At 69.4% G+C, this 20,830-nt stretch carries 25 protein-coding genes; 24 read left to right on the forward strand and 1 reads right to left on the reverse strand.

Features of this window, described 5'->3' with window-relative positions; translation table 11 throughout:
* Positions 1–240 precede the first annotated feature (240 nt).
* The 17 genes from ACTWQO_RS08500 (at position 241) to ACTWQO_RS08580 (ending at position 13,270) form a co-directional block, all read left to right on the forward strand.
* Positions 241–837, forward strand: a complete 597-nt coding sequence (locus tag ACTWQO_RS08500) for a hypothetical protein (protein ID WP_443236583.1) — start codon at positions 241–243, stop codon at positions 835–837.
* A gap of 388 nt (positions 838–1,225) precedes the next feature.
* Positions 1,226–1,645, forward strand: coding sequence for a 30S ribosomal protein S16 (rpsP, locus tag ACTWQO_RS08505; RefSeq protein ID WP_443236584.1), 420 nt, complete (start codon positions 1,226–1,228; stop codon positions 1,643–1,645).
* A 2-nt stretch (positions 1,646–1,647) separates the two neighbouring features.
* Positions 1,648–1,887 (forward strand): RNA-binding protein, encoded by a 240-nt coding sequence (locus ACTWQO_RS08510; RefSeq protein WP_007384965.1) that lies wholly within the window; start codon positions 1,648–1,650, stop codon positions 1,885–1,887.
* Between the two features lie 88 nt (positions 1,888–1,975).
* On the forward strand, positions 1,976–2,521 hold the full coding sequence (rimM, locus tag ACTWQO_RS08515; protein WP_443236585.1) for a ribosome maturation factor RimM: 546 nt from the start codon (positions 1,976–1,978) through the stop codon (positions 2,519–2,521).
* A complete protein-coding gene (gene trmD / locus ACTWQO_RS08520) occupies positions 2,518–3,351 on the forward strand; it encodes a tRNA (guanosine(37)-N1)-methyltransferase TrmD (RefSeq protein WP_443236586.1) in 834 nt (277 codons plus the stop codon). The genes rimM and trmD overlap by 4 nt, the downstream gene beginning before the upstream one ends.
* A gap of 136 nt (positions 3,352–3,487) precedes the next feature.
* Complete coding sequence (rplS, locus tag ACTWQO_RS08525) at positions 3,488–3,838, forward strand: 50S ribosomal protein L19 (RefSeq protein ID WP_031485105.1); 351 nt, start codon at positions 3,488–3,490, stop codon at positions 3,836–3,838.
* Between the two features lie 45 nt (positions 3,839–3,883).
* Entirely contained in the window at positions 3,884–4,600 is a 717-nt protein-coding gene (gene lepB / locus ACTWQO_RS08530) for a signal peptidase I (RefSeq protein WP_443236587.1), read from the forward strand.
* Positions 4,593–5,684: a signal peptidase I gene (gene lepB / locus ACTWQO_RS08535; RefSeq protein ID WP_443236588.1), complete on the forward strand. Its 1,092-nt coding sequence runs from the start codon at positions 4,593–4,595 to the stop codon at positions 5,682–5,684. The genes lepB (ACTWQO_RS08530) and lepB (ACTWQO_RS08535) overlap by 8 nt, the downstream gene beginning before the upstream one ends.
* Entirely contained in the window at positions 5,575–6,555 is a 981-nt protein-coding gene (gene lepB, locus ACTWQO_RS08540) for a signal peptidase I (protein ID WP_443236589.1), read from the forward strand. Before lepB (ACTWQO_RS08535) ends, lepB (ACTWQO_RS08540) begins: the two co-directional genes overlap by 110 nt.
* 70 nt (positions 6,556–6,625) lie before the next feature.
* Positions 6,626–7,402, forward strand: a complete 777-nt coding sequence (gene lepB, locus ACTWQO_RS08545; RefSeq protein ID WP_443236590.1) for a signal peptidase I — start codon at positions 6,626–6,628, stop codon at positions 7,400–7,402.
* Complete coding sequence (locus ACTWQO_RS08550) at positions 7,392–7,916, forward strand: NUDIX hydrolase (RefSeq protein WP_443236591.1); 525 nt, start codon at positions 7,392–7,394, stop codon at positions 7,914–7,916. Before lepB (ACTWQO_RS08545) ends, ACTWQO_RS08550 begins: the two co-directional genes overlap by 11 nt.
* Before the next feature lie 56 nt (positions 7,917–7,972).
* The gene (locus ACTWQO_RS08555; protein ID WP_003993268.1) at positions 7,973–8,281 is read left to right on the forward strand and encodes a DUF2469 domain-containing protein; all 309 of its coding nucleotides are present in this window, start codon (positions 7,973–7,975) and stop codon (positions 8,279–8,281) included.
* 58 nt (positions 8,282–8,339) lie between these two features.
* On the forward strand, positions 8,340–8,732 hold the full coding sequence (locus ACTWQO_RS08560) for a YraN family protein (protein WP_210577482.1): 393 nt from the start codon (positions 8,340–8,342) through the stop codon (positions 8,730–8,732).
* A 1-nt stretch (position 8,733) separates the two neighbouring features.
* The gene (locus ACTWQO_RS08565) at positions 8,734–10,359 is read left to right on the forward strand and encodes a YifB family Mg chelatase-like AAA ATPase (RefSeq protein WP_443236592.1); all 1,626 of its coding nucleotides are present in this window, start codon (positions 8,734–8,736) and stop codon (positions 10,357–10,359) included.
* Positions 10,356–11,516 (forward strand): DNA-processing protein DprA, encoded by a 1,161-nt coding sequence (gene dprA / locus ACTWQO_RS08570; protein WP_443236593.1) that lies wholly within the window; start codon positions 10,356–10,358, stop codon positions 11,514–11,516. The genes ACTWQO_RS08565 and dprA overlap by 4 nt, the downstream gene beginning before the upstream one ends.
* 270 nt (positions 11,517–11,786) lie before the next feature.
* Entirely contained in the window at positions 11,787–12,629 is an 843-nt protein-coding gene (gene whiG, locus ACTWQO_RS08575) for an RNA polymerase sigma factor WhiG (protein WP_301984576.1), read from the forward strand.
* 83 nt (positions 12,630–12,712) lie between these two features.
* Positions 12,713–13,270, forward strand: a complete 558-nt coding sequence (locus ACTWQO_RS08580) for a TetR/AcrR family transcriptional regulator (RefSeq protein WP_443236662.1) — start codon at positions 12,713–12,715, stop codon at positions 13,268–13,270.
* Positions 13,271–13,386: 116 nt separating this feature from the next.
* Here ACTWQO_RS08580 and ACTWQO_RS08585 read toward each other — a convergent pair whose 3' ends face one another.
* Complete coding sequence (locus tag ACTWQO_RS08585) at positions 13,387–13,986, reverse strand: peptidoglycan DD-metalloendopeptidase family protein (protein WP_443236594.1); 600 nt, start codon at positions 13,984–13,986, stop codon at positions 13,387–13,389.
* 272 nt (positions 13,987–14,258) lie between these two features.
* Between ACTWQO_RS08585 and rpsB the strand changes: the two genes are divergently transcribed.
* The 7 genes from rpsB (at position 14,259) to rlmN (ending at position 20,800) form a co-directional block, all read left to right on the forward strand.
* The gene (gene rpsB / locus ACTWQO_RS08590; protein WP_443236595.1) at positions 14,259–15,209 is read left to right on the forward strand and encodes a 30S ribosomal protein S2; all 951 of its coding nucleotides are present in this window, start codon (positions 14,259–14,261) and stop codon (positions 15,207–15,209) included.
* Between the two features lie 195 nt (positions 15,210–15,404).
* A complete protein-coding gene (tsf, locus tag ACTWQO_RS08595) occupies positions 15,405–16,241 on the forward strand; it encodes a translation elongation factor Ts (RefSeq protein WP_443236596.1) in 837 nt (278 codons plus the stop codon).
* Between the two features lie 185 nt (positions 16,242–16,426).
* The gene (gene pyrH, locus ACTWQO_RS08600) at positions 16,427–17,185 is read left to right on the forward strand and encodes a UMP kinase (protein ID WP_210588117.1); all 759 of its coding nucleotides are present in this window, start codon (positions 16,427–16,429) and stop codon (positions 17,183–17,185) included.
* Positions 17,186–17,315: 130 nt separating this feature from the next.
* Complete coding sequence (gene frr, locus ACTWQO_RS08605; protein ID WP_443236597.1) at positions 17,316–17,873, forward strand: ribosome recycling factor; 558 nt, start codon at positions 17,316–17,318, stop codon at positions 17,871–17,873.
* Positions 17,873–19,021, forward strand: coding sequence for a phosphatidate cytidylyltransferase (locus ACTWQO_RS08610; RefSeq protein ID WP_443236598.1), 1,149 nt, complete (start codon positions 17,873–17,875; stop codon positions 19,019–19,021). The genes frr and ACTWQO_RS08610 overlap by 1 nt, the downstream gene beginning before the upstream one ends.
* A gap of 179 nt (positions 19,022–19,200) precedes the next feature.
* The gene (locus ACTWQO_RS08615; protein ID WP_443236599.1) at positions 19,201–19,650 is read left to right on the forward strand and encodes an SRPBCC family protein; all 450 of its coding nucleotides are present in this window, start codon (positions 19,201–19,203) and stop codon (positions 19,648–19,650) included.
* Between the two features lie 43 nt (positions 19,651–19,693).
* Positions 19,694–20,800 (forward strand): 23S rRNA (adenine(2503)-C(2))-methyltransferase RlmN, encoded by a 1,107-nt coding sequence (gene rlmN / locus ACTWQO_RS08620; protein WP_443236600.1) that lies wholly within the window; start codon positions 19,694–19,696, stop codon positions 20,798–20,800.
* Positions 20,801–20,830: the final 30 nt, after the last annotated feature.

Genomic DNA, 20,830 nt, shown 5'->3' on the forward strand with positions numbered 1-20,830 from the left:
AGCCGACCGAAACGCCTCTTGCGCATCGCGCGAACACACGTACCCCGGCGCGCGGACAGGCTCTACGCGCCGGGCCGTACGTCAGACTACGTACCGGCTTGGTATGAGCTGCGAGGCTTCTCCGCAGATCAGCGCACCCGCCCTCGTCCGGACGCATCAGCGGCAACTGACGGGTACGTGCAAATTATTTGGGATGCCCCGGAATAGGAACACAGCGGCACTCTGGCTCGTTGTCATTACGTGAGCACGACACAGACACCACCTGTTCTCGCCGCAGAGCTGGCGCAGGCGTGGGCCGACATTCAGCGGTACCACCCCGAGCTGCCGGATCTTGCCGCGCCCGAGTCACTGATCGGGGAGTCGTCGTCCGCCTGCGGGCACGCGCTCTCCTTCGAGCGACTGCTCCATGAGGCAGTCCATGGCATCGCCGCCGCCCGCGGAATCCGCGACACCTCGCGCGCCGGCCGGTACCACAACCGCAGATTCCTCGCGATCGCCGAGGAGCTGGGCCTTGACCACCCGGAGGAACCGCATCCCAGCAGCGGCTTCTCCCTGGTCACGCTCAACCCCGAGGCGAAGAGGCGCTACCGCCCGACGATCGAGCGGCTCCAGCGCGCCCTCAAGGCCCATACCGCAGCGACCTCCGCCGACACGTCCCGGACCTTCCGCGGCCCGGCGGCCCGGCATGGCTCCTCCGGCGGCGGTGTCCGCGTCAAGGCCGTCTGCGACTGCGGGCGCAACGTCCGCGTCGTTCCGTCGGTCCTGGCCCAGGCCCCGATCGTCTGCGGCGGCTGCGGCAAGCCGTTCCGCATCCCGGAGGTCGTGGGCGCGGCGTAACCACGGGGCGTTGAGTACCGGCATCTCGTGGCTGCCGGTCGGAACGCGTGGCGATGGGGTGGGGCTGTTGCAGCTCGTGCCGCCGCCTGCGGGCAGTCGTGCCGCCTGGGGCGGCACGGGTGGGCGCAGGCGGCACCCCGTGGCGCCGGGCTGCGCGACGCACCCCCAGGGCACCCAAGACGCCGGGTGCCCCTCAGGCATGCCCAGCTCCGCGCACCGTCGGTCCAAAGCGACCCGCAGGGTGTGGCACAATGACTAGCTGTACTCGACAGCCGCACAGGACCCCTCTCTCCTCCGGCTGACGCGTCCATCGGGCACTCGGGTACCCGCAACCCCACGCGGCCATCTCGCCGTGCCCAACCACGTCAATCCAGGAGAACCCACTCCCGTGGCAGTCAAGATCAAGCTGAAGCGTCTGGGCAAGATCCGTTCGCCTCACTACCGCATCGTCGTCGCCGACTCCCGCACTCGCCGTGACGGCCGTGCGATCGAGGAGATCGGTCTGTACCACCCGGTGCAGAACCCCTCGCGCATCGAGGTCAACGCCGACCGCGTGGCGTACTGGCTCTCCGTCGGCGCCCAGCCGACCGAGCCCGTCCTCGCCATCCTGAAGAAGACCGGCGACTGGCAGAAGTACAAGGGCGAGCCCGCCCCGCCGCCGCTGCTGCAGCCTGCCGAGAAGGCGGCGCGTCCGTCCTTCGAGGCTCTCGGTGGCGACGACGAGGGCAAGGGTGAGGCGATCACCCAGAAGAAGAAGGCTGAGAAGAAGGACGAGGCCGCCGCCGAGTCCGCGTCGACCGAGGCCTGAGCATGCTCGAGGAGGCTCTCGAGCACCTCGTGAAGGGCATCGTCGACAACCCGGACGATGTGCAGGTCGCCTCGCGCACCCTGCGCCGCGGACGCGTGCTCGAGGTCCGGGTCCACCCGGACGACCTCGGCAAGGTCATCGGCCGCAACGGCCGTACCGCACGCGCTCTGCGTACCGTCGTGGGCGCCATCGGCGGCCGCGGTGTCCGCGTCGACCTCGTCGACGTGGACCACGTCCGCTGACGCCAATCGCAGCACCGGCTCGGGCCGGGGAGGGCCACTGGGCCGTCCCCGGCCCGCAGTCGTACGTACGACAGGAGATCTTCGAAAAGTGCAGCTCGTAGTCGCCCGGATCGGCCGCGCCCACGGCATCAAGGGCGAGGTCACCGTCGAGGTACGTACCGACGAGCCTGAACTCAGGCTCGGCCCCGGCGCCGTACTGGCCACCGACCCCGCCTCCGTGGGCCCCCTCACCATCGAGACCGGCCGGGTGCACAGCGGCCGCCTCCTGCTGCGCTTCGAGGGCGTACGCGACCGGACCGGCGCGGAGGCCCTGCGCAACACCCTCCTGATCGCCGAAGTGGACCCGGAGGTACTCCCTGAGGAAGAGGACGAGTACTACGACCACCAGCTGATGGACCTGGACGTCGTCACCAAGGACGGCACGGAGGTCGGCCGGATCACGGAGATCTCGCACCTGCCGTCCCAGGACCTGTTCATCGTGGAGCGCCCCGACGGCAGCGAAGTACTGATCCCGTTCGTGGCGGAGATCGTCACCGAGATCGATCTCGAGGAGCAGCGCGCGGTCATCGACCCGCCGCCGGGGCTGATCGACGACCAGGCAGAGGTCGTCTCGTCGAAGGACCCCGAAGCATGAGACTCGACGTCGTCACGATCTTCCCCGAGTACCTGGAGCCCCTGAACGTCTCCCTCGTCGGCAAGGCACGCGCGCGTGGACAGCTGAATGTGCACGTGCATGACCTGCGGACCTGGACGTACGACCGCCACAACACGGTCGACGACACCCCGTACGGCGGCGGCCCCGGCATGGTGATGAAGACCGAGCCCTGGGGCGACGCCCTGGACTCCGTCCTCGCCGACGGCTACGAGACCGGTTCCCACGCCCCCGCGCTCCTCGTCCCCACGCCCAGCGGCCGCCCCTTCACCCAGGAACTCGCCGTCGAGCTCTCCGAGCGCCCCTGGCTGATCTTCACGCCCGCCCGCTACGAGGGCATCGACCGCCGCGTCATCGACGAGTACGCGACGCGGATGCGCGTCTACGAGGTGTCCATCGGCGACTACGTCCTCGCCGGCGGCGAGGCGGCCGTACTCGTCATCACGGAGGCCGTCGCCCGCCTGCTGCCCGGCGTCCTGGGCAACGCCGAGTCCCACCGGGACGACTCCTTCGCGCCCGGCGCCATGGCCAGCCTCCTGGAGGGGCCCGTCTACACCAAGCCGCCCCAGTGGCGCGGCCGGGAGATCCCGGAGGTACTGCTCAGCGGCCACCACGGCAAGATCGCCCGCTGGCGCAGGGACGAGGCGCTGAAGCGGACGACCGCCCATCGGCCCGATCTCATCGAGCGCTGCGACCCCAAGGCCTTCGACAAGAAGGACCGCGAGATGCTCTCCATCCTGGGCTGGATGCCCGACCCGGAGGGCGAGCCGTACGGCCGATTTTGGCGCAGGCCAGAGGGCATGGAAGAATAGGCCGCTGCTGTGCGCCGTCCGGCGTGCGCCCCTGCCACAGGGGGACACGACGCCCGCCCCGACGAGCACGGCTCTCATTCCAGGAACACCTAGTTTCCGTTGATGACCTGTGGCATCAGCGAAGAAAGCAGACGAAATGTCTCACCTGCTCGACTCCGTCGACGCCGCGTCGCTGCGCAGCGACGTCCCGGCCTTCCGCCCGGGCGACACGGTCAACGTCCACGTCCGCGTCATCGAGGGCAACCGCTCCCGTGTGCAGCAGTTCAAGGGCGTAGTCATCCGTCGCCAGGGCGCCGGCGTGCGCGAGACCTTCACGGTCCGCAAGGTCTCCTTCTCCGTCGGCGTCGAGCGCACCTTCCCGGTGCACACCCCGATCGTCGAGAAGATCGAGCTCGTCACCAAGGGTGACGTGCGCCGCGCCAAGCTGTACTACCTGCGCGACCTGCGCGGCAAGGCCGCGAAGATCAAGGAGAAGCGCGAGAACTGAGCGCTTCTCGGAGGTCACAGCGGGGCCGGATAGCATCTGGCCCCGATGGACACCGAAGCACAGCCGACGGAGCGCGACCGCTCCTCCCGCCCACTCGCATCCGAGGAGATCTCGGACACAGGGGGGCAGGAGGGACGGTCGCGTTTCGCGTTGGTCTCGCGGATCAGCGACTGGCTCCCCGGCGGGCGGATCAGCCTGACCCTGCTTGTCTGCCTGCTGTTTCTCCTGCTGCTCAACGCGTTCGTGGTGCGGCCGTTCCAGATTCCCAGCGGATCCATGGAGCGCGGATTGAGGATCGGGGACCGCGTTCTCGTAAATAAGTTGGCGTACCGTTTCGGTGCTCAGCCGCGGCGTGGCGATGTGATCGTGTTCGACGGAACCGGGTATTTCGGGGACGCGGACTACATCAAGCGCGTTGTCGGTGTGGGGGGAGACCACGTGGTCTGCTGTGACAAGGAGGGGAGGATCGTGGTGAACGGCCGGTCGGTCGACGAGTCGTCGTTCCTGTACCCCGGTGACAGACCGTCCACGGTGCCCTTCGACGTCGTCGTGCCGGAAGGCACCCTGTTCGTCCTCGGCGACCACCGCAGCGAGTCCAGCGACTCCCGAGACCACCTCGGCTCACCGGGCGGCGGCATGATCCCCGTGGACGACGTCGTGGGCCGGGCCGACGGGATCGTATGGCCCGCGGATCACGCCACCCGCCTGCACCGTCCCGACGCCTACGCGCGCGTGCCCGCCGCGGAGGGTGCGCATGGGTAACCGTGGCAGGCCTCGCGGTGTCTCCGCTCACGCGGCCGACAATCTGCTGCCCACTGGCGTCCGGCGGGCGTCCTCCCCGGCCGGCGGCCGTACCCGGGCCGAGCGGCGCAAGCTCCAGCGCAAGGTCAAGCGGCGCCGCAGGCGCTCCGCCGCCAAGGAGATACCCCTCCTCGTCGGCGTCGCCGTGCTGATAGCCCTCGTCCTGAAGACGTTCCTCGTCCAGGCCTTCGTGATCCCGTCCGGCTCCATGGAGCAGACGATCCAGATCGGCGACCGCGTCCTGGTCGACAAGTTCACCCCGTGGTTCGGCTCCAAGCCGCAGCGCGGGGACGTCGTCGTCTTCAAGGACCCCGGCGGCTGGCTCCAGGACGAGCAGACCACCACCAAGAAGGAAGACCCCATCATCGTCAAGCAGGTCAAGGAAGGGCTCACCTTCATCGGCCTGCTGCCGTCCGACGACGAGAAGGACCTCATCAAGCGGGTCGTCGGAGTCGGCGGCGACCGCGTCAAGTGCTGTGACACGCAAGGACGGGTGACCGTCAACGGCGTTCCGCTGGAGGAGGGTGACTATCTCTATCCCGGCAACGCCCCGTCCCAGAGCGAGTTCGACATCACCGTCCCGCAGGGACGGCTGTGGGTGATGGGCGACCACCGCAGCAACTCCGCGGACTCCCGCTCGCACCAGGACCAGGAATACGGCGGCACGGTCTCCGAGGGCGAGGTGGTGGGCCGGGCCATGGTCATCGCCTGGCCCTTCAACCACTGGAACTCCCTGAACGAACCAAAAACCTACGCTTCCGTGACCGACTCGACGTCCGGGTCGACCGCGGCTCCCCAGCTGTCGCATAGGGTTGCACCCGACGATCCGAACGGAACGATCCAGCTCCCGACCCCTGCGGAACTCCCGCTCGTTATGGGAGTGGTGGGCCTGCGCCGCGCATGGGGCAGGCGGCGGCACAGAGTAAGGAGTTGGCGTGGGGGATGTGGCGGTTGGCGCACGGTCCGGACAAGACGGCGAGGACCGCGGGCGCCCCGTGGAAGCAGCTGTCCCGGCCGCGGACAGCGCCGTGACCTCCGGGAATGACTCCGGGGCGGCCGACGACGGGACAACGGCGGACCAGCAGAACCTGATCGGGACCCGGGGACCGGGCGACTCGACCCCCGAGGCGAAGAAGCCGCGCTCCTTCTGGAAGGAGCTGCCCATCCTGATCGGTATCGCGTTGGTACTCGCGCTGCTGATCAAGACGTTCCTGGTGCAGGCGTTCTCGATCCCCTCCGACTCGATGCAGAACACCCTCCAGCAGGGTGACCGCGTCCTGGTCGACAAGCTCACCCCCTGGTTCGGCTCCGAGCCCGAGCGCGGCGAGGTCGTCGTCTTCCACGACCCGGACAACTGGCTGGCGGGCGAGCCCACGACCGACCCGAACGCGCTGCAGACCTTCCTCAGCTGGATCGGCCTGATGCCGTCCGCGGAGGAGAAGGACCTCATCAAGCGCGTGGTCGGCGTCGGCGGCGACACCATCGAGTGCAAGGGCACGGGCCCGCTGAAGGTCAACGGCAAGGCGCTGAACGAGTCGTCGTACGTCTACCCGGGCAACACCCCGTGCAGCGTCGACGACCAGGGCGGCCAGTTCAAGGTGAAGGTTCCCGAGGGCTTCATCTGGGTCATGGGCGACCACCGGCAGAACTCCCGCGACTCCCGCTACAACACGTCGGACGCGAACAAGGGCATGGTCCCGGTGGACAAGGTCGTCGGCCGCGCCATCGTCAAGGCCTGGCCGATCAACCGCTGGGGCACGCTCCCGGTTCCGGACACCTTCGACCAGCCCGGCCTGAGCGCCCAGGCGGCGGCCGCGGTCACCGCGCCGGGTGCCCTGGCGCTCGTAGGCGCTGTGCCGCTGGTGCTGGTGCGGCGGCGACGGAAGGCGGCCGAGTACCGGAATGCCGCGGAGTAGCGCCCCAGCTGGTTTGTGAACCAAAACTTGGGCTGACCCGGTGCCGTACCCCCGGGTAGGGTGCGGACCCATGGGTGGCGAGAGCACGACACGTACGGCCCCGCGCAGCGGCGGGGTGGACAGGAGCCCGGCGGGCGGCCGGATCGGACAGCGGTTGTCCGGAGTGGCCGTGGCGCTGGGCCTTGTGCTGTTCCTCGGCGGATTCGCATGGGGCGCGGTCGTCTATCGGCCGTACACCGTGCCCACCAGCTCGATGTCGCCGACCATCGACATGGGCAACCGGGTGCTCGCGGAGCGGGTCGACGGCGCCGACGTACGCCGGGGTGACGTCGTCGTCTTCCGGGACAAGACCTGGGTGACCAACGCGCCCGTGGTCAAGCGGGTCGTCGCCGTCGGTGGGGACACCGTCGCCTGCTGCACCGACGGCAAGCTGACCGTCAACGGCAAGGAGATCGACGAACCGTATCTGCCCAAGGGCAGCGCGGCCGAGATCACGGACTTCCCGACCGTGACGGTCCCCGAGGGGCGGCTGTTCCTGCTCGGCGACGAACGACAGGGCTCCCTGGACTCCACCGCCCACCTGACCGACGCCGCCAGCGGCACGGTGGCGCGCAGCGCCGTCAGCGCCCGGGTCGACGCGGTCGTCTGGCCCATGGACGGCATGCTGCAGAGCCCCAGCGGTTTCGAGACGCTCGGCGCCCTGTCCTCGCCCGGACCACTGCGTATGATCGTCGCGCTGGTGATCGTCGGCGGTGTCCTCGTCCTCGGCGGTGGGGCGTACGGCCCGATCGCCAAGCGGTTCGGCTCCCGCAACCGTACGAGCGCGGAGTCCGCTGGTGCCCGCTGAGGCGACGGACGCCGGCGAGGAATCGTACGAAGGCGGACTGCGCAAGGTGGCCCGGGTCGTCCTCCTCGACCCGGAGGACCGCATCCTGCTGCTGCACGGCCATGAGCCGGACGACAGGACCGACGACTGGTGGTTCACGCCTGGGGGCGGCCTGGAGGGCGACGAGACCCGTGAGCAGGCCGCTCTCAGGGAACTCGCGGAGGAGACCGGGATCACCGAGGTCGAGCTCGGGCCGGTGCTCTGGCGGCGGAAGTGCTCGTTCCCGTTCGCGGGCCGACGCTGGGACCAGGACGAGTGGTACTACCTGGCCCGTACGACACAGACGGCCACGCGGGCCGCGGGCCTCACCGAGCTGGAGCGGCGCAGTGTCGCCGGAGCACGTTGGTGGACCTGTGAGGAACTGACCCGGGCGCATGAGACGGTGTATCCGACCAGACTCGCCGAGCTGCTGCGCAGACTGCTCGACGAAGGTCCCCCGGCCAGTCCCGAGATCCTTGACACAGAAATCGTCTAGGGGCTCACGGGACTGGCGCACAATGGTGGGATCGCACGGCTGAAGGGGAACATGCCATGAGCGCCGAGGACCTCGAAAAGTACGAGACCGAGATGGAGCTGAAGCTCTACCGGGAGTACCGCGATGTCGTCGGTCTGTTCAAATACGTGATCGAGACCGAGCGGCGCTTCTACCTGACCAACGACTACGAGATGCAGGTGCACTCGGTCCAGGGTGAGGTGTTCTTCGAGGTGTCCATGGCGGACGCCTGGGTGTGGGACATGTACCGGCCGGCTCGGTTCGTGAAGCAGGTCCGGGTGCTCACATTCAAGGATGTGAACATCGAGGAGCTGAACAAGAGTGATCTGGAACTGCCGAGTGGGTGACGGAGTTTTCCACAACCGGTGAGTAATTCACCAAGATCAATTTGATCTGCTCGATTGCGTGACGGTTGGCGCCGGAGGTGGTGCCGACATGAACGCACGAGGTGGACTCGGCAGGTACGGCGAAGACCTGGCCGCACGGCGACTGGCCGCGGTCGGGATGACGGTCCTGGAGCGCAACTGGCGCTGTGGACGCACAGGTGAGATCGACATCGTGGCGAGGGACGGCGACGTCCTGGTGGTCTGTGAGGTGAAGACCCGCAGGGCCGGGCCCTTCGAACATCCGATGGCGGCGATCACGCCTGCCAAGACCGATCGCCTGCGCCGCCTGGCGGAACGCTGGGTGCAGGAGCACGGAGGAGCCCCGCCGGGAGGCGTCCGCATCGACCTCATCGGCGTCGTCCTGCCCCGCCGCGGCGCCGCCGTCGTCGAACACGCGCGGGGGGTGGCCTGACATGGGGTTCGCTCGTACGTGCTCGGTGGCACTGGTCGGCGTCGAGGGCGTCGTCGTCGAGGTCCAGGCCGACCTGGAACCCGGGGTCGCCGCGTTCACGCTGGTGGGGTTGCCGGACAAGAGCCTGACGGAGAGTCGGGATCGGGTTCGGGCCGCGGTGGTGAACTCCGGCGCGGAGTGGCCCGCCAAGAAGCTGACGGTGGGGCTCAGCCCGGCGTCGGTACCGAAGGCGGGCAGCGGCTTCGATCTGGCCGTCGCATGTGCCGTTCTCGGCGCCGCCGAGCGGATCGACCCACGAGTGCTCGCCGACATCGTGATGATCGGGGAGCTGGGGCTGGACGGACGGGTGCGCCCGGTGCGGGGCATCCTGCCCGCCGTGCTGGCCGCGGCCGACGCGGGCTATGAGCAGGTGGTCGTGCCCGAGTGCGCCGCCGCCGAGGCCACCTTGGTGCCCGGCGTGTCGGTACTGGGTGTGCGCAGCCTGCGCCAGCTGATCGCCGTTCTCGCCGACGAGCCCGTGCCGGAGGAGGAACCGGACGAACAAGGCCGCCCCGACCCACTCCTGGCCGGCCTGCGCGTACCCGGCACAGGTGCGGCCACGGGCATGCACAGCATGGGCACCGCGCAGCCCGACCACGGCCATGACCTCGCCGATGTCGTCGGCCAGATCTCGGCGCGTACGGCAGTGGAGGTCGCCGCGGCGGGCGGCCACCACCTGTTCCTCGAAGGGCCGCCCGGCGCGGGGAAGACCATGCTCGCGGAGCGGCTGCCCGCCATCCTGCCCCGGCTCAGCCGACAGGAGTCGCTGGAGGTCACGGCGGTGCACTCGGTGGCGGGTCTGCTGCCGCCGGGCAAACCCCTGATCGACGTCGCCCCGTACTGCGCCCCGCACCACTCGGCGACGATGCAGGCGCTCGTCGGCGGCGGCGCCTCCATCGCCCGGCCCGGTGCGGTGTCGCTCTCCCACCGGGGCGTGCTCTTCCTGGACGAGACGCCGGAGTTCAGCAGTCAGGCCCTGGACGCCCTGCGGCAGCCGCTGGAAGCGGGGCACGTCGTGATCGCGCGCAGCGCCGGCGTCGTGCGCTTTCCGGCGAAGTTCCAGATGGTGCTCGCGGCCAACCCCTGCCCGTGCGGGCGCTTCTCCGTGAAGGACGACTTCTGCGACTGCCCACCGTCGTCGATCCGCCGCTACCAGGCCAGGCTGTCCGGCCCGCTGCTGGACCGGGTCGACCTCCGGGTCGAGGTGGACCGCGTCACGAGGGCGCAGCTGACCGAGCGCGGCGCCCGGGGTGAATCCACCGCGACGGTCGCCGACCGGGTGCGCGGCGCCAGGGAACGGGCGGCGGCCCGCCTGGCCGGCACCCCATGGCGCACCAACAGTGAAGTCCCCGGGCGTGAGCTGCGCAGCCGGTGGTACGCCGCTCGCGGCGCCATGGACGAAGCGGAACGGAACCTCGAGCGGGGCGTGCTCACGGCTCGCGGACTCGACCGTGTGCTGCGCGTCGCCTGGACCGTCGCCGACCTCCTCGGTCACGACCGGCCCGATGCGACGGACGTCGCCCTGGCCCTGCAGCTGCGCACCGGGGTGCCCCGCGGCGTGCCCATGGCCATCGGGGCCATGACGTGAACAGTGACGACGACCCGGACGACGAACTCCTCGCCCGTGTCTTCCTCACCCGCGTCATCGAGCCGGGCGACGAGGTCGGTGGGCGGTGGGTGCGGGAGTTGGGGGCCGTGGAGGTGGCCCGGGTGTTGCGGGAGGGCGGGGCGCAGCTTGCCGGGGTGACGGACAAGCGGTGGGCCGGGCTGCGGGCCAGGGCTCAGGCGGCCGAGCCTCGGTGGGATCTTGGCGTCGCTCGGGACGCCGGGGTGCGGTTCGTGTCGCCGGGGGATGCCGAGTGGCCTGGGCAGTTGGATGATCTGGGAGATGCCCGGCCGCTGGGGCTGTGGGTGCGTGGGCGGCCCAGCCTGCGGATATGGGCGCTGAGGTCGGTCGCCGTGGTGGGCGCGCGGGCCTGCACGGAGTACGGCGCGCACATGGCCGTCACGCTCGCCGCCGGGCTGGCCGAGCGCGGATGGGTGGTCGTGTCCGGCGGGGCCTACGGAGTGGACGGCGCCGCACACCGCGGGGCCCTCGGCGCCGGCGGTGCCACCGTCGCCGTACTCGCCTGCGGAGTCGACCGGCCCTATCCGCGGGGACACACCGAGTTGATCACCAGGATCGCCGAACAGGGGTTGGTGATCGGTGAGTTGCCGCCCGGTGATCATCCGACGCCGAGCAGATTCGTGCTGCGGAACAGGGTGATCGCCGCGCTCACCCGGGGCACCGTGGTCGTGGAGGCCGCCTATCGGAGCGGATCGCTGGTCACGGCACGGGCCGCGCAGCGGTTGGGGCGGTTCACGATGGGCGTACCCGGGCCGGCCACCAGCGGTCTCTCGGCGGGGGTGCACGAACTTCTGCGTGCAGACGCCGTGCTGGTCACCGACGCCGCGGACGTGGTGGAGCTGGTCGGCGACATGGGCGAGCTGGCCCCGGACCGGCGAGGCCCCGTGCTGCCGCGGGACCTGCTGGAACCGGGTGCCCGCCGGGCGCTGGCCGCCCTGCCCGCCCGCCGTGCCGCGGCGGCGGACGAGATCGCGCGCGGTGCTCAGACGACGGAGGATGACGCGATCGCGAGACTGTACGAACTCCGAGCACTTGGTTACGTCGAACGACACGGCGACGGCTGGAAGTTGACACGCCAGGCGATGATCTCCGTCCGTGACGGTCGGCGCGGCTGCTGACCGAGCGTGTTCGGCCGTCCGGGGGAACCCCGACGCCCTTGGGATTTCCCGCAGTTGGCGCCCGCCGGTGATCACGCAGAGCAATCATCGTGACCCGGCGGTGCGTCCAGCGGAACGTATCTGCGCACGGCTTCAGCCCCGCCGTTCGCGCACTGCGACACTTCAGTCACGCTACGCTCACGAGATCCGGGCGCAGACCGGCAACTCCGCATCAGACCGACAGCTCACCCAGGCACCCCCACTTCACGGCAGAACGGCACAAGGCAACGAATGCCCCAGCACACTTCCGGGTCCGACCGGGCGGCGATCCCCCCAGCCGCCCGTGACGGCGGCAGCGTGCGGCCGCCCGCTCCCTCGACGCTCGACGAGTTGTGGCGGTCGTACAAGGCGACGGGGGACGAGCGGCTGCGCGAGCAGCTGATCCTGCACTACTCGCCGCTCGTGAAGTACGTCGCCGGCCGGGTGAGCGTGGGGCTGCCACCCAATGTCGAGCAGGCGGACTTCGTCTCCTCCGGGGTGTTCGGGCTGATCGACGCGATCGAGAAGTTCGACATCGACCGGGAGATCAAGTTCGAGACCTACGCGATCACCCGGATCCGGGGCGCGATGATCGACGAGCTGCGGGCACTGGACTGGATTCCGCGGTCGGTGCGGCAGAAGGCGCGCAACGTGGAGCGGGCGTACGCGACGCTGGAGGCGCGGCTCAGGCGGACGCCGTCGGAGGGGGAGGTAGCCGCCGAGATGGGGATTGCTGTGGATGAACTGCACTCGGTCTTCAGTCAGTTGTCGCTGGCGAACGTGGTGGCGCTGGAGGAGCTGCTGCATGTGGGGGGTGAAGGGGGCGACCGGTTGAGCCTCATGGACACGCTGGAGGACACCGCCGCGGACAACCCCGTGGAGGTGGCCGAGGACCGGGAGCTGAGGCGGTTCCTGGCGCGGGCGATCAACACGTTGCCCGAGCGGGAGAAGACCGTGGTCACGCTGTACTACTACGAGGGCCTCACGCTCGCCGAGATCGGGAACGTGCTGGGGGTGACCGAGAGCCGGGTCAGCCAGATCCACACCAAGTCCGTGCTCCAGCTGCGGGCGAAGCTGGCGAGTTTCGGCCGCTGAGCGGGGGAGCGGGCGGGAGTGACTCCCCTCGCGGGCGGTGCGTCCGTACAGTGTTTGACGTGCCAAGGATTCGAGCGGCCTCTGTGGCCGAGCACCGGTCGATGCAGCGAGCCGCCCTGCTGGACGCGGCTCGGTCTTTGCTGTCCGAGGGTGGGACGGAGGCGCTGACCTTTCCGGCCCTCGCCGAGCGGACGGGGCTTGCGCGGTCGTCCGTGTACGAGTACTTCCGGTCGCGGGCCGCCGTGGTCGAGGAGCTGTGCGAGGTCGACTTCCCGGTGTGGGCCGCGGAGGTGTCGGCGGCCATGGAGCGGGCCGGTACGCCCGAGGGCAAGGTCGAGGCGTATGTGCGGCAGCAGCTGGCGCTGGTCGGGGACCGGCGGCATCGGGCCGTGGTCGCGATCTCCGCGAGTGAGCTGGATGCGGGGGCTCGGGAGAAGATCCGGGCCGCGCATGGAGGGCTGGTCGCGATGATCGTCGAGGCGTTGGGGGAGATGGGGCACGCGGAGCCTCGGCTGGCTGCGATGTTGCTGCAGGGTGTGGTGGATGCGGCTGTGCGGCGGATTGAGCTGGGCGCTGCGGAGGTGCCTTCGGCGATTACGGATGCGGCTGTGGCTATGGCGTTGCGGGGTGTGTGCGGCTGAGTGGGGCTGGGCGCCGTGAGGTGGGTTGCGCAGCCCGGCGCTTGCGGGGTGCCTCCCCCAGAGGGGGGACCCCCAGCGCCCACCCGTGCCGCCCCAGGCGGCACGACTGCCCGCAGCTAGGGCAGAGGTACGTCCAGTACTGGCAGCAGTCTCGATGGGCCCCTGTGCAGTAGCCACGGTGGGAGTAGTGACAGGGGGTCCAGGTATGTCTCGCCCCTGAGCAAGCCCCAGTGCATGCATCTCGTCGTGCAGTGCGAGCCGCCCGCCTCCACCACCCCCACCACCTCGCCCGCCTCCACCTCGTCGCCCTTCTTCACCGAAGGGCTCACCGGTTCGTAGGTCGTTCGCAGGGGTGGGGTGCCCGTATCTGTCAGTTCCACCGAGACGGCGCCCTTTCCGGCCACCCGGCCCGCGAAGGACACCCGGCCCGGCGCCACCGCTCGCACGGGTGCGCCGGGGGTGGCCGTGAGGTCGACGCCCCGGTGGCCCCGGCCGTAGGTCGTCGCCGGTGGTTCCCAGCCTCGTACCACCGAGGGGCGTACCCCCACCGGCCAGGTGCGGGCGATGGCCGGAACCGTGTGGTCGGCGGCCGGAGGTGCCGCGGGAGCGTAGGCCGGGGTGTCGGCCCATGCGACGGGCGTCAGGGCCGCAAGGGTCAGGGCGAGCAGGAGGCCCGCCCATGTGACCGCAGATCGTTTCGCTTGCGCATGTGACATGGGAGAACGGTCCCGCGCAGCGGCCGATCATGGCCGGGACCTGTGGATAACTCCCGGGTTGTGGACAGCGGCGTCACCCGGTACCTCGCGGGTCCCGTACACTTCTTCTGGCGATCCGGGTCACCGGGTCGACTTCGCACGCCCCGACACGGCGACCGGAAACGGTCCCTGTCAGCGCTCCTCGGTCCTTCGCGGCACGGCGCATGTGGGCGTCAGGCGCGAGTGCTGATCCGGCACCCGCGGCACAACCGAGAAACTCAAGGAGAACGGCCATGGCCGTCGTCACGATGCGGGAGCTGCTGGAAAGCGGCGTCCACTTCGGTCACCAGACCCGTCGTTGGAACCCGAAGATGAAGCGGTTCATCTTCACGGAGCGCAACGGCATCTACATCATCGACCTGCTCCAGTCGCTGTCGTACATCGACCGCGCCTACGAGTTCGTCAAGGAGACCGTCGCCCACGGCGGCACGGTCATGTTCGTCGGTACGAAGAAGCAGGCGCAGGAGGCCATCGCCGAGCAGGCCACCCGCGTCGGCATGCCCTACGTCAACCAGCGCTGGCTGGGCGGCATGCTCACCAACTTCTCGACCGTCTACAAGCGTCTGCAGCGCCTCAAGGAGCTCGAGCAGATCGACTTCGAGGACGTCGCGGCCTCGGGTCTGACCAAGAAGGAGCTTCTCGTGCTCTCGCGCGAGAAGGCCAAGCTGGAGAAGACCCTCGGTGGTATCCGCGAGATGCAGAAGGTGCCCAGCGCCGTCTGGATCGTGGACACCAAGAAGGAGCACATCGCGGTCGGCGAGGCCCGGAAGCTCAACATTCCGGTCGTCGCCATCCTCGACACCAACTGCGACCCCGACGAGGTCGACTACAAGATCCCGGGCAACGACGACGCGATCCGCTCCGTCACCCTGCTCACCCGTGTGATCGCCGACGCCGTCGCCGAGGGCCTCATCGCCCGTTCCGGCGTGGCGACGGAGGGCAAGGGCGAGAAGGCCGCGGGCGAGCCGCTCGCCGAGTGGGAGCGCGACCTGCTCGAGGGTGAGAAGAAGGCCGAGGAGGCCGCTCCGGCCGCCGAGACCGCTGCTGAGGCGCCGGCTGCCGAGGCTCCCGCCGCCGAGGCTGAGGCTCCCGCCGCTGAGGCCCCCGCTGCCGAGGCCGAGGCGCCTGCCGCTGAGGCGCCCGCCGCTGAGGCCGCTCCGGCCGCCGAGGGCGAGCAGGCCTGACCCTCTGGGTCGTAGGGCCGTATGGCTGAAAGTGACGGCGGGTGGCGTCGACCACGCCACCCGCCGTTCACCCACAGCCTCTAGATCTGCAGAGTCCGCAGATCTTCGTAGCCCGTAGATCTTCGGCGTACGCCGCTCAAGCCGCGGCCGCCGCCGACTTCGAGACTTCGAACTCCGAGAAGAGATTCACAGATCATGGCGAACTACACCGCCGCCGACGTCAAGAAGCTCCGTGAGCTCACCGGCGCCGGCATGATGGACTGCAAGAAGGCGCTGGACGAGGCCGAGGGCAACGTCGAGAAGGCCGTCGAGGCGCTCCGTATCAAGGGCCAGAAGGGCGTCGCCAAGCGCGAGGGCCGCTCCGCCGAGAACGGCGCCGTGGTCTCCGTCATCGCCGACGACAACTCCTCCGGTGTCCTGGTCGAGCTGAAGTGCGAGACGGACTTCGTCGCCAAGGGTGACAAGTTCCAGGCCGCTGCCAACGCGATCGCCGAGCACGTCGCCAAGACCGCCCCGGCCGACCTCGAGGCGCTGCTCGCCTCCGAGATCGAGCCCGGCAAGACCGTTCAGGCGTTCGTCGACGAGGCCAACGCCAACCTGGGCGAGAAGATCGTCCTGGACCGCTTCGCGCAGTTCGCCGACGGCTTCGTGACGGCGTACATGCACCGCACGATGCCCGACCTGCCGCCGCAGATCGGTGTCCTCGTCGAGCTCGACAAGCCGAACGCCGAGGTCGCCAAGGGCGTCGCCCAGCACATCGCCGCCTTCGCGCCGAAGTACCTCTCCAAGGAGGACGTCCCGGCCGAGGTCGTCGAGTCCGAGCGCCGCGTCGCCGAGGAGACCACCCGCGCCGAGGGCAAGCCCGAGGCCGCCCTGCCGAAGATCGTCGAGGGTCGCCTCAACGGCTTCTTCAAGGACGCCACGCTGCTGGGCCAGCCGTACGCGCTCGACAACAAGAAGTCCGTCCAGAAGATCCTGGACGAGGCCGGTGTCACCCTGAAGCGCTTCACGCGCATCAAGGTCGGCATCTGAGTCCGTACCGCGATCGACGCGCGACCCCGATAGGGTCGACAGCAGTCGTCCGCGTACGACGTCGCGCACGCGTGCGTGGCGGACGACAGCAGATCTGACGAGGAGGCCATTGCCGCACATGGGAGCACGCACCCATCGGCAATGGCCTTCTTCGTATGTGCGACACGTTAAGAGGCGAAATCTCCATGACCACCAAGCCCCAGAAGAGCGACGACGGCAAAGTACGCGGCCGGTTCATGCTGAAGCTGTCCGGAGAGGCCTTCTCCGGCGGCGGGGGCCTGGGCGTCGACCCTGACGTGGTGCACAAGATCGCCCGCGAGGTCGCGGCTGTCGTGCGTGACGGGGCGCAGATCGCGGTCGTCATCGGCGGCGGCAACTTCTTCCGCGGCGCCGAACTGCAGCAGCGCGGCATGGACCGGGCCCGCTCCGACTACATGGGCATGCTCGGCACCGTGATGAACTGCCTCGCCCTCCAGGACTTCCTGGAGAAGGAGGGCATCGACAGCCGGGTGCAGACCGCCATCACCATGGGGCAGGTCGCCGAGCCGTACATCCCGCTGCGGGCCGTACGGCACCTGGAGAAGGGCCGCGTGGTCATCTTCGGCGCCGGTATGGGCATGCCGTACTTCTCCACCGACACCACCGCCGCCCAGCGCGCCCTGGAGATCGACGCCGAGGCGCTGCTGATGGGCAAGAACGGCGTGGACGGGGTCTACGACTCCGACCCGAAGACCAACCCGGACGCCGTGCGCTTCGACTCCCTCGGCTACGGCGAGGTCATCACCCGCGACCTCAAGGTCGCCGACATGACCGCCATCACCCTGTGCCGCGACAACAAGCTGCCGATCCTCGTCTTCGAGCTTCTGGCCGAGGGCAATATCGCGCGCGCCGTCAAGGGTGAGAAGATCGGCACGCTTGTGGGTGACCAAGGCAGCCAGGGCTGATGACCCTGACCGGGGGATGGACAATGTTCTGCCGGTCGGGAAACGTGCAGAAGGAAGACGCGACGCAGCCGGCCGCCGCCCCCCGCAAGGAACCGCAGCCGGGCCTACTCAAGACACGCAGGAGCAAGTGGTGATCGAAGAGACCCTCCTCGAGGCCGAGGAGAAGATGGAGAAGGCCGTCGTGGTCGCCAAGGAGGACTTCGCCGCGATCCGCACCGGCCGTGCGCACCCGGCGATGTTCAACAAGATCGTGGCCGACTACTACGGCGCGCCGACGCCGATCAACCAGCTGGCTTCGTTCTCCGTGCCGGAGCCGCGCATGGCGGTGGTGACCCCGTTCGACAAGAGCGCGCTGCGCAACATCGAGCAGGCGATCCGCGACTCCGATCTGGGCGTCAACCCGAGCAACGACGGCAACATCATCCGAGTGGTGTTCCCGGAGCTCACCGAGGAGCGCCGTCGCGACTACATCAAGGTCGCCAAGGCCAAGGCCGAGGACGCGCGGGTGTCCATCCGCTCCGTCCGCCGCAAGGCCAAGGACGCCGTCGACAAGGCGATCAAGGACGGCGACATCGGCGAGGACGAAGGCCGCCGTGCGGAGAAGGAGCTCGACGACACCACCCACAAGTACGTTGCCCAGGTGGACGAGCTTCTCAAGCACAAGGAAGCGGAGCTGCTCGAGGTCTGATGAACGACTCTTCCTGGGGGGCGCCACCACAAGCCGGGTACTGGGTGCCGTCCGACCGCGGGCCTGTCCAGGGGGCTGCCCCGGCGGGTCCCGCGTACGATGCGCACAACGCGCAGCAGACTCGCCCCATGCCCATCGTGCCCGACGTACCCGCGTATGGCGGAGACCAGGATGACGATCGGGGGGCCGCTCGGCTGGGCGGCCCCTTGTTCCGCGACGACACGCCGCAGACGTCGTCCTATGGGACGCCCGACGGGACGTCCTACCGGACGGCGCAGCAGAATCCGGAGCCCATGCCCGACGCCCCGCAGCCGGCGCCCGCACCGCAGAAGAAGAGCGCGGGCAGGGACCTGGGTGCGGCCATAGGGGTCGGGGTCGGGCTCGGTGCGGTGATCATCGCGTCGCTGTTCGTCGTCAAGGCCGTGTTCGTCGGTGTGATAGCGGTCGCCGTTGTGGTGGGCCTCTGGGAGCTGACGTCCCGGCTGCAGGAGCGCAAGGCCGTCAAGGCGCCCCTCGTGCCGCTCGCGGTCGGCGGTGCGGCGATGGTCGTCGCCGGGTACGTCCGCGGTGCCGAGGGCGCGTGGGTGGCGATGGCGCTCACCGCGCTGGCGGTGCTGGTCTGGAGGATGACTGAACCGCCCGAGGGCTACCTCAGGGACGTCACGGCGGGCGTCTTCGCGGCCTTCTACATCCCGTTCCTCGCCACGTTCGTCGCGATGATGCTCACCGCGGACGACGGTGCGCGGCGGGTGCTCACGTTCCTGCTGCTGGCCGTCGTCAGCGACACGGGCGCGTACGCCGTCGGCTGGCGCTTCGGCAGGCACAAGCTCGCCCCGCGCATCAGCCCCGGCAAGACCCGCGAAGGCCTGCTCGGCGCCGTCACCTTCGCCATGGCGGCGGGCGCGCTGTGCATGGAGTTCCTGATCGACGACGGCACCTGGTGGCAGGGCCTGATCCTGGGCCTCGCCGTCGCGGCCAGCGCCACGCTCGGCGACCTCGGCGAGTCCATGATCAAGCGGGACCTGGGCATCAAGGACATGGGAACGCTGCTGCCCGGCCACGGCGGCATCATGGACCGGCTGGATTCGCTGCTGCCGACGGCTCCGGTGGTGTGGCTGCTGATGGTGCTGTTCGTGGGTTCTGCCTGACGGCACAGGAGTTTCGCGGAGCCCTCGTCCCGGCATGGGGCGAGGGCTCTTGGCCTTCTTGCTCTTGCCCTCGGCCCTCTCCTTGGCGTGCCGGTCCGCACGGTGGGACGATTCGGTTGTAAGCCCTCGAAGAGGGTCACTCCGGAACCCTCGAAGGGGCCGCCCTGAAAGGGGGCACCATGTCAGGCTTCCGCGAAACGATCGTCGTCGACCGCAGTCCCGAGGATGTCTACGCGTACCTCAGCGACCCCTCCCACCTGCCGGAATGGCAGGAGAGCGCGGTCGCGGCGGAGCAGGTGGAGGAGGGCCCGCTGGGTCTCGGTTCCCATCTCAGGGTCACCCGGCACATAGGCCGCCGCGACATTCCGATGACCATGGAGGTCACCGAGTACGAGCCGCCGCACATCTGGGGCCTGCAGGGCATCGACGGGCCCGTCAGGGGCCATGTGCACGGTGAGATCGACCCGCTCGACGAGGGCCGCCGCTCCCGCGTGACCTTGGAAGTCGACTTCGAAGGGCACGGCATCGGCAAGGTCCTCGTGCCTCTCGTGGTCCGCCCGCAGGTCCGCAAGGAGCTCCCCCGCAACGAGCAGCACCTCAAGGACCGGCTGGAAAACCCCACCGCATAGCCCGTCCGGGGGCACGTAAACGATCTGCGACACTTGAGAAATCATGCCCAAGCCCGGAGAACTCACTTTCGTCGCCCCCCGCGGAGCCCAGAAGCCGCCGCGGCATCTTGCCGATCTGTCGCCTGCCGAGCGCAAGGAAGCTGTTGCCGCGGTCGGGGAGAAGCCGTTTCGCGCCAAGCAGCTCTCGCAGCACTACTTCGCGCGGTTCGCGCACGACCCGGCGCAGTGGACCGACATCCCGGCTGCCGCGCGCGGCAAGCTTCAGGAGGCGCTGCTTCCGGAGCTGATGACGGTCGTACGGCATCTGTCGACGGATCAGGACACCACGCGCAAGACGCTGTGGCGGCTGTTCGACGGGACGCTGGTCGAGTCGGTGCTCATGCGGTATCCGGACCGGGTGACGATGTGCATCAGCTCGCAGGCGGGCTGCGGTATGAACTGCCCGTTCTGCGCCACCGGGCAGGCAGGCCTCGACCGGAATCTGTCCACCGCCGAGATCGTCCACCAGATCGTGGACGGGATGCGGGCGCTCAGGGACGGCGAGATTCCCGGGGGTCCGGCGCGGCTGTCCAACATCGTCTTCATGGGTATGGGCGAGCCGCTCGCCAACTACAAGCGCGTTGTGGGTGCCATTCGTGCGCTCACCGACCCCGAACCCGACGGGCTCGGGCTGTCGCAGCGCGGTATCACCGTCTCGACCGTCGGGCTCGTCCCGGCCATCCACCGGTTCGCCGACGAGGGCTTCAAGTGCCGCCTCGCGATCTCGCTGCACGCGCCGGACGACGAACTGCGCGACACCCTCGTACCGGTCAACACCCGGTGGAAGGTGCGCGAGGTGCTCGAGGCCGGATGGGAGTACGCGGCCCGGTCCGGGCGCCGGCTGTCCATCGAGTACGCGCTGATCCGGGACATCAACGACCAGGCCTGGCGCGGTGACCGGCTCGGACGGCTGCTCAAGGGCAGGCCGGTGCATGTGAATCTGATCCCGCTGAACCCGACGCCGGGCTCGAAGTGGACGGCCTCCCGTCCGGAGGACGAGAAGGCGTTCGTCGAGGCCATCGCCGCGCATGGTGTGCCGGTGACGGTCCGGGACACCCGTGGTCAGGAGATCGACGGGGCGTGTGGTCAGCTCGCGGCCACCGAGAGGTAGTCTGATCGACGTCAGTACATCGACTGTCAG

The sequence above is a fragment of the Streptomyces sp. 4N124 genome (assembly GCF_052245395.1).
In the GTDB taxonomy this organism is placed as follows: Bacteria; Actinomycetota; Actinomycetes; order Streptomycetales; family Streptomycetaceae; genus Streptomyces.

Excerpts from the sequence above, each read along its gene's own strand:
- ACTWQO_RS08510 (WP_007384965.1), top strand. The coding sequence starts at position 1,648 with ATGCTCGAGGAGGCTCTCGAGCACCTCGTGAAGGGCATCGTCGACAAC.
- trmD (WP_443236586.1), top strand. The coding sequence starts at position 2,518 with ATGAGACTCGACGTCGTCACGATCTTCCCCGAGTACCTGGAGCCCCTG.
- rplS (WP_031485105.1), top strand. The coding sequence starts at position 3,488 with ATGTCTCACCTGCTCGACTCCGTCGACGCCGCGTCGCTGCGCAGCGAC.
- lepB (WP_443236587.1), top strand. The coding sequence starts at position 3,884 with ATGGACACCGAAGCACAGCCGACGGAGCGCGACCGCTCCTCCCGCCCA.
- lepB (WP_443236588.1), top strand. The coding sequence starts at position 4,593 with ATGGGTAACCGTGGCAGGCCTCGCGGTGTCTCCGCTCACGCGGCCGAC.
- lepB (WP_443236590.1), top strand. The coding sequence starts at position 6,626 with ATGGGTGGCGAGAGCACGACACGTACGGCCCCGCGCAGCGGCGGGGTG.
- ACTWQO_RS08555 (WP_003993268.1), top strand. The coding sequence starts at position 7,973 with ATGAGCGCCGAGGACCTCGAAAAGTACGAGACCGAGATGGAGCTGAAG.
- ACTWQO_RS08565 (WP_443236592.1), top strand. The coding sequence starts at position 8,734 with ATGGGGTTCGCTCGTACGTGCTCGGTGGCACTGGTCGGCGTCGAGGGC.
- whiG (WP_301984576.1), top strand. The coding sequence starts at position 11,787 with ATGCCCCAGCACACTTCCGGGTCCGACCGGGCGGCGATCCCCCCAGCC.
- ACTWQO_RS08585 (WP_443236594.1), bottom strand. The coding sequence starts at position 13,986 with ATGTCACATGCGCAAGCGAAACGATCTGCGGTCACATGGGCGGGCCTC.
- rpsB (WP_443236595.1), top strand. The coding sequence starts at position 14,259 with ATGGCCGTCGTCACGATGCGGGAGCTGCTGGAAAGCGGCGTCCACTTC.
- tsf (WP_443236596.1), top strand. The coding sequence starts at position 15,405 with ATGGCGAACTACACCGCCGCCGACGTCAAGAAGCTCCGTGAGCTCACC.
- pyrH (WP_210588117.1), top strand. The coding sequence starts at position 16,427 with ATGACCACCAAGCCCCAGAAGAGCGACGACGGCAAAGTACGCGGCCGG.
- ACTWQO_RS08610 (WP_443236598.1), top strand. The coding sequence starts at position 17,873 with ATGAACGACTCTTCCTGGGGGGCGCCACCACAAGCCGGGTACTGGGTG.
- ACTWQO_RS08615 (WP_443236599.1), top strand. The coding sequence starts at position 19,201 with ATGTCAGGCTTCCGCGAAACGATCGTCGTCGACCGCAGTCCCGAGGAT.
- rlmN (WP_443236600.1), top strand. The coding sequence starts at position 19,694 with ATGCCCAAGCCCGGAGAACTCACTTTCGTCGCCCCCCGCGGAGCCCAG.